The sequence below is a fragment of the uncultured Candidatus Pelagibacter sp. genome (genome assembly GCF_943788075.1).
Taxonomy (GTDB): Bacteria; Pseudomonadota; Alphaproteobacteria; order Pelagibacterales; family Pelagibacteraceae; genus Pelagibacter.
Genome location: NZ_CALSOW010000002.1, coordinates 192,600 through 199,129 on the forward strand (window position 1 = coordinate 192,600; position 6,530 = coordinate 199,129).

At 32.1% G+C, this 6,530-nt stretch carries 6 protein-coding genes; 3 read left to right on the plus strand and 3 right to left on the minus strand.

The window, feature by feature from the left end; translation table 11 throughout:
• Positions 1-24: 24 nt before the first annotated feature.
• Positions 25-438 carry a helix-turn-helix domain-containing protein gene (locus Q0X98_RS03540; RefSeq protein ID WP_028036736.1) on the plus strand — a complete coding sequence of 138 codons (414 nt, stop codon included), beginning with the start codon at positions 25-27 and terminating at the stop codon, positions 436-438.
• Positions 439-442: 4 nt separating this feature from the next.
• Here the strand turns inward: Q0X98_RS03540 and Q0X98_RS03545 are convergent, their stop codons facing one another.
• Positions 443-1,234, minus strand: coding sequence for an aldolase/citrate lyase family protein (locus Q0X98_RS03545; RefSeq protein ID WP_028036737.1), 792 nt, complete (start codon positions 1,232-1,234; stop codon positions 443-445).
• A 2-nt stretch (positions 1,235-1,236) separates the two neighbouring features.
• Positions 1,237-2,679 carry an NAD-dependent succinate-semialdehyde dehydrogenase gene (locus tag Q0X98_RS03550; protein WP_297681515.1) on the minus strand — a complete coding sequence of 481 codons (1,443 nt, stop codon included), beginning with the start codon at positions 2,677-2,679 and terminating at the stop codon, positions 1,237-1,239.
• 92 nt (positions 2,680-2,771) lie between these two features.
• Between Q0X98_RS03550 and iolD the strand changes: the two genes are divergently transcribed.
• Together iolD and Q0X98_RS03560 are read left to right on the plus strand one after the other, a co-directional pair.
• Positions 2,772-4,616, plus strand: a complete 1,845-nt coding sequence (gene iolD, locus Q0X98_RS03555; protein ID WP_297681518.1) for a 3D-(3,5/4)-trihydroxycyclohexane-1,2-dione acylhydrolase (decyclizing) — start codon at positions 2,772-2,774, stop codon at positions 4,614-4,616.
• 6 nt (positions 4,617-4,622) lie between these two features.
• Entirely contained in the window at positions 4,623-5,780 is a 1,158-nt protein-coding gene (locus Q0X98_RS03560) for a Gfo/Idh/MocA family oxidoreductase (RefSeq protein WP_297681519.1), read from the plus strand.
• Positions 5,781-5,826: 46 nt separating this feature from the next.
• Here the strand turns inward: Q0X98_RS03560 and Q0X98_RS03565 are convergent.
• Positions 5,827-6,530: 4-hydroxythreonine-4-phosphate dehydrogenase PdxA (locus Q0X98_RS03565; protein ID WP_297681522.1), on the minus strand; the 704-nt coding region annotated here is incomplete at its 5' end.

Below are 6,530 nucleotides of genomic sequence, written 5' to 3' on the forward strand. Positions count from 1 at the left end.
CTTTGTTTAATATAACATTTTGGAATGAAGAAACAATTTAAGTACCCAAAATCTTTTGAGGAACAGAAAAAAATTCCAAAGATTACACAAAAAAGAATTAAATTAGCTGAAGCTTCACTTGGTGATTTCGAGGGAAGGCTTGAGAATGATTTACTTAATTGGTTTTCATTAACACCTCAACATTGGATAATGTTGCATATGGTTATGCTTGCTTATTATAAAAATAAATCAATTACTAAAAATGAATTACTAAAGGTAATTGAAAAATCTTACCTGACATCAAATGTCTATATAGATACTGCAATTAAAAAAGGTTTTTTTAGAATTATTAGAAATGAAAAAGATAAAAGATCAATTTTTATTTTACCTTCAGTTATAACAATAAAAACTTTTGAAGGTTTTATAGATAGAAGAGATCTAGTTTATAAAGGGATCTGATTTACTAGTATGCTTTAGACTCTTCTTTTTTAGAAGAACCTTTCATTTTATCAACCACAGCTTTTGCACCAGAACTTAAGGCTCGTTGATCTGCGCCAATTGTTACAAAATTAAAACCTTTATCAATCATTTTTTGAGCATATTCAGGAGTACCGTTATGAATACCTGCATAAATATTATTTTTTTTAGCATGTTCTAAAATTCTTAAAATTTCCGAATAAGCTTTAGTACTTTCAGGTCTATCAAAACCTGGCTCTTCTCCAATTGCTAAACTCAAATCTGCTGGGCCAATATAAATACCATCAACACCAGGCGTAGACATGATTTCATCAAGCTTATCCAAAGATTCTTTTGTCTCTATCATTGCTAACTTAAGCATTTCATCATTTGCATGTTTTGCATAATCAGAACCACCATAAATTAAACCTCTAACCGGACCAAAACTTCTATAGCCATGGGGAGGGTACATGCATGCTTGAACAAATCTTTCTGCTTCTTCTTTATTACTAACCATCGGACAGATAATGCCATAACATCCAGCATCAAGAATTTTCATTATTTGACCAGGCTCATTCCAGTTTACTCTTGCGAGTGGAGTAACATCAGTTGTTGATATAGTTTGTAGCATCGGCAAAGCATTAGTGTAGTCAACCAAACCATGTTGCATATCTATTGTAAGTGAGTCCCATCCTTGATGAGCCATTACTTCAGCTGAAACAGTGCTAGGAATCTGCAACCAACCATTGATTACAGGTTTCCCTGCTTTCATCATTTCTTTTACTTTGTTTTTTCTCATTATTATATTTTTAAACCCATGTGAGTGTATTTCACATTTAAGTAATCTTTAATTGCTCCTGATCCACCTTCACGTCCATAACCAGTTTGTTTAATACCACCAAATGGTGCTTCAGCAATTGCAACCACGCCAGTATTAACCGCAACACATCCAGACTCTAATTTTTCTGATCCAATATGAGCTTTATCCATAGAATTTGTGTATAGATAACTACATAAACCAAGGTCATTATCATTTGCTCTTTCAATAACTTCATCAAAAGTTTTAAATGTAAGAATTGGTACCAATGGACCAAAAGGTTCTTCTTTCATAATAGTAAAATTATCTTTTACGTCATCAAATACTGTTGGTTCATAATAATAACCCTTATTGAAACCAGAAGGTCTTTTTCCACCCATTAATACTTTTGCACCTTCTTTTTTTGTAGTTTCAACTAGCTTTTCTATTTCTTCTAATCTCTTTGCAGTACTTAAAGGTCCTAGTTCAACACCTTCATCCATACCATTTCCTATTTTTAATTTTTTTGCTCTTTCCATAAAAGCACTTACAAACTCTTCTTTTCTATTTTCTTGAATATAAAATCTGTTTGGAGAGATACAAACTTGTCCATTATTTCTGAATTTGCCAGTTATTGCTATGTCGGCAACTTTATTCATGTCTACGTCCTCACAAACAATAAAAGGAGAGTGTCCACTTAGTTCCATGGTAACTCTTTGAACTTTATCAGCTGCCTTTTTTAAAATTATTTTACCAACTCTTGTTGAACCGGTGATTGATACTTTTTTGATTATATCAGATTCCATTAGTTCATTAGAAATTTCAGCAGGATCACCTGATAAAAGATTTACAACTCCATCTGGCACACCAGCTTCTTTACAAATATTAACTAATTCCATTACGGCACCAGGAGTAATTGTATCTGGTTTACAAATAACAGAACAACCTGCAGCTAAAGCAGTAGAAATTTTTCTTGACGCTAATACTATTGGAAAATTCCATGGAACCAAAGCAGCAACAACACCTACTGGTTGATAGTAAACATGAACTCTAGTATCTGGAAATCTACTTTGTTGTGTTTCACCATAAATTCTTTTTGTTTCTTCAGCATTCCATTCAAAAATATCAGCTCCACCACCGACTTCTCCAACAGCTTCAGCAAGAGGTTTTCCAACTTCAAGAGTTAACCATTTTGCTAGTACTTCTTTTTTTTCTCTCATTAAGTCAGCAATTTTTCTAAGAACATAAGATCTTTGCCAAGGTGCTGTGTTTTTCCAAATCTCTAAACCTTTTTCAGCAGACTTTAATGCTTTTTGTACTTCTATAGAGGATGCTTTTGATGCTTTTCCAATCACTTCTTCTGTTGCAGGATTGATTACATCGTAAGTTTCTTTTTTTTCAGCTTGTTGCCATTTACCATCAATGAATTGTCCAAATTTTTCGTACATAATTTTTATTTTTAAGTTTACTTAATTAGGTTTTTTAATTTATAAATATATTTATATATAAACACTATACATATTAAAAAATAAACATATTTATGAAAAAAATTACTCTCACTTGTGCTCATGCAATTGTAAAATATTTAATTGCTCAAAAAATATTAATTAATGGCAAAAAAGAACCTTTGTTTCCAGGTGTGTTTGGAATTTTTGGACATGGTAATGTAGCATGTTTAGGTCAAGCTCTTGAGGAAAATCAAAAAGAGCTTCCAACTTATAGAGGACACCATGAACAGAACATGGCTCTTACAGGTATTGGTTATGCAAGAGCAAAGAGAAGGCAGCAAATTTTTGTAGCAACATCATCAGTTGGACCAGGAGCTACAAATATGGTTACGGCTGCTGCAGTTGCGATGAGTAATAGGTTGCCGATTTTATTTTTACCAGGAGATACATATGCAAATAGAATGCCTGATCCAGTACTTCAACAAGTAGAACATTTTAATAATCCAGGAATAACTGCTAATGATGCTTTTAAACCTGTAACTAGATATTTTGATCGTATCACTAGACCCGAGCAAATTATTCAATCATTTCCAGCAGCAGTTCAAACAATGTTAGATCCTGCAGATTGTGGACCAGCTTGCATTGCATTAAGTCAAGATATTCAAGGACAAACATTTGATTATCCAGAAGAATTTTTCAAAGAAAAGATTCATGCAATTAGAAGACCAAGACCTGATGAATTTCAAATAAAAGAGGCTGCAGAAAAAATTAAATCTTCAAAAAATCCAATAATTATATCTGGTGGAGGAGTTTTTTACTCTGATGCTATGGAAGAATTAAGTAACTTTGCGGTTAAACACAATATACCGGTTACACAAACTGTGATGGGATATTCTACAATGAAAAGAGACCACTCACATTATGCGGGTCAAATAGGTGGGTTAGGTGGAAAAAATACTAATTCATTAGCTAAACAAACAGATCTAGCTATTGCAGTTGGTACTAAACTTGCAGACTTCACCACTGGGTCTTGGGCAAATTTTGAAAACGAAAATTTTAAACTTGTTTCTATTAATGTATCAAGATTTGATGCTAATAAGCATTTGGCTCAAGCAGTAGTAGGTGATGCAAAAGTTTCATTAGATGAACTTTCACAAGCATTAGGTGATTGGAAAGCTGGTGAGGAGTGGAATAAAAAATCTCAAGCAGAGTTAAAAGCATGGAACGAGCATGTAGATAAAGAGAGCGCTCCTTCAAATCAAGAGGTACCAAGTTATGTTCAAGTAGTTGGTGCCGTTTACAAGAATTCTGATCCATCAGATATTGCAGTTACTGCAGCAGGAGGTTTGGTTGGTGAAGTTATTCAGGTTTGGAGACCACGAGAATTAAATACTCATGAAACTGAATGGGGATTTAGTTGTATGAGTTATGAAATATCAGGAGCCTTGGGAATAAAAATGGCAAACCCTGACAAAGAAGTTATTTCTTTTGTTGGAGATGGGTCTTATCTTTTAAATAATACAGATATTTATTCTTCAGTAATCACTAATAATAAGCTTATTATAATTGTTTGTGATAACGGTGGTTTTGCAGTGATTAATAGACTTCAATTATTTAAAGGTGGAAAAGAATTTAATAATTTACTTAAAAGCTCAAAAACACCAGGCCTTGTAAGTGTTGATTTTGCAAAACATGCTGAAAGCATGGGAGCTAAATCAGAACATGTAAATTCTATATCCGAACTTGGAGAAGCATTTAAAAGAGCAAAAAAATCTGATGTTACATATGTCATTTCAATTAAGACACATGCTTATCAGTGGTTAGAAGGTTCTTCATTTTGGGATAGTCCCACATTAGAAATTCCAACCACTAAAGAAAATAAAGAAGCTTTAAAACTATATAAAGAAGGAAAAAACAAACAAAGACAAGGCGTTTAATTCTTTATGAATAAAATTTTTAAAGTAGGCCTAATTGGTTGTGGTCATATTTCAGAAACATATTTTAGAGCAGAAAAATATTTCAATAATATAAAAATTATTAAGTGTGCAGATATAAATTTCAATAATGCACTTAAATGTGCAAAAACTTATAAGATACAAGCGGTAACTGTTAATGAACTTTTAAAAGATAAACAAGTTGAGATTATTCTTAACTTAACCATTCCTAAAGCTCATTATCAAGTTGCAAAACAGGCATTAGTTAATGGAAAACATGTTTACTCTGAAAAACCATTAGCAATTAATTTTAAAGATGGAAAAGATCTCCTTAAAATAGCAAAAAAGAAAAAACTTTATATTGGAAATGCGCCTGATACTTTTTTGGGAGGAGGCATTCAAAAATCAAAAGAGCTAGTTGACAAAAAAACTATAGGTAAAATTAATTTAGGTAATGCAATTTTTGCTTTTCCTGGAGTTCAATCTTACCACCCAAATCCTGAACCTTGGTTTGCAAAAAAAGAAGGTGGTCCAGTAATTGATATGGGTCCATATTATTTAACTGCTTTAGTTAATTTATTGGGACCAGCAAAAAAAGTTACAGGAAGTATTGTAAATGGAGTTAAGAGAAGAACTATTGGAATAGGACCAAGAAAAAATAAAACATTTAAAGTTCAATGTCCTACAACATACTTATCAACAATTACATTTGAGAATGGATCGATTATTAGACTAACTCTTTCTTTTGATGTGATAGCTCACCAAAGAAATCATATAGAGCTATATGGTGATAAAGGGTCGATGATAGTTCCAGACCCAAATATGTTTGGTGGTTCAGTTTATGTATGTAAAAATTTAGGTGACCCATGGAGAGAATACAAAACTGATAAAATGCCGTTAGGTAAAATTAACATTAGATCACAAAGTTCTAGAGCAAACGAGTCACCAACTAATGCAAACTATCGTGGAGCTGGTTTGGCTGAAATGGCTTATTCTATAGAAAATAAAAAAATTAATAAATGTAATGGAGAACTATCTCTTCATGTTTTAGATATCATTCAGTCAACAATGAAAGCATGTAAAACAAATAAACCACAAGTAATTAAAACTACATGCAAAAAACCAAGTTTATTTCAAACAAAAGATATAAAAAAAATATTAAAATAATATTTACAAACTTAATATTACAGTAGCTGCTTGTCTAATTTAGAGCTTAGATTAATTTCTTTTTGTTTTCAGCCATCGATAATGCAATTTTAAATGAATTTAAAATTGGAGCTAAATTAGCTTCATTTTTTCCAGCAATTGCAAATGCTGATCCATGTGCGGTTGTTGTTACAGGAATTGTTAATCCACCTTGAACAGTAACTCCTCTATCAAATCCAAATGCTTTAAGTCCAGATTGAAGTGCATCGTGATACATTCCAACCATACAGTCATGGTTTTTATTTTTATAAGCAACAACAAAAGAAGTATCACAAGGTAATGGACCATCAGTATTAAATCCAAGTTTTTTTGCCTCTTCTATAGCTGGAATAATTTCATCTTTTTCTTCAGTACCAAATTCTGCATGTGGGTTAAGAGCTTGAACTGCTATTCTAGGATTTTTTACACCGTTCAATTCCATAACCTCATTGATTAATTTAATAGGCTTTAAGATATTTTCTTTTGTAATGTGTTGAGCAACTTCTTTAATTGGGATGTGTGAAGTTACTCTTGCTGTCCAGAAATTATCTATAACATTAAACTCACAACAAAAACTTTTTACCTCCAACTTTTCAGCCATTAATTGTAATTCATCTGAATGTGTGTTTCCTCCAAGTTTTAAACTTGTTTTATTCATTGGAGCAAAATTAATTGCATCAATTTTTTTTTCTTTGGCAAGATTTAGTGCTAAATCTAAAGCTTCCAAAACAC

Excerpts from the sequence above, each read along its gene's own strand:
- Q0X98_RS03550 (WP_297681515.1), bottom strand. The coding sequence starts at position 2,679 with ATGTACGAAAAATTTGGACAATTCATTGATGGTAAATGGCAACAAGCT.
- Q0X98_RS03540 (WP_028036736.1), top strand. The coding sequence starts at position 25 with ATGAAGAAACAATTTAAGTACCCAAAATCTTTTGAGGAACAGAAAAAA.
- iolD (WP_297681518.1), top strand. The coding sequence starts at position 2,772 with ATGAAAAAAATTACTCTCACTTGTGCTCATGCAATTGTAAAATATTTA.
- Q0X98_RS03560 (WP_297681519.1), top strand. The coding sequence starts at position 4,623 with ATGAATAAAATTTTTAAAGTAGGCCTAATTGGTTGTGGTCATATTTCA.
- Q0X98_RS03545 (WP_028036737.1), bottom strand. The coding sequence starts at position 1,234 with ATGAGAAAAAACAAAGTAAAAGAAATGATGAAAGCAGGGAAACCTGTA.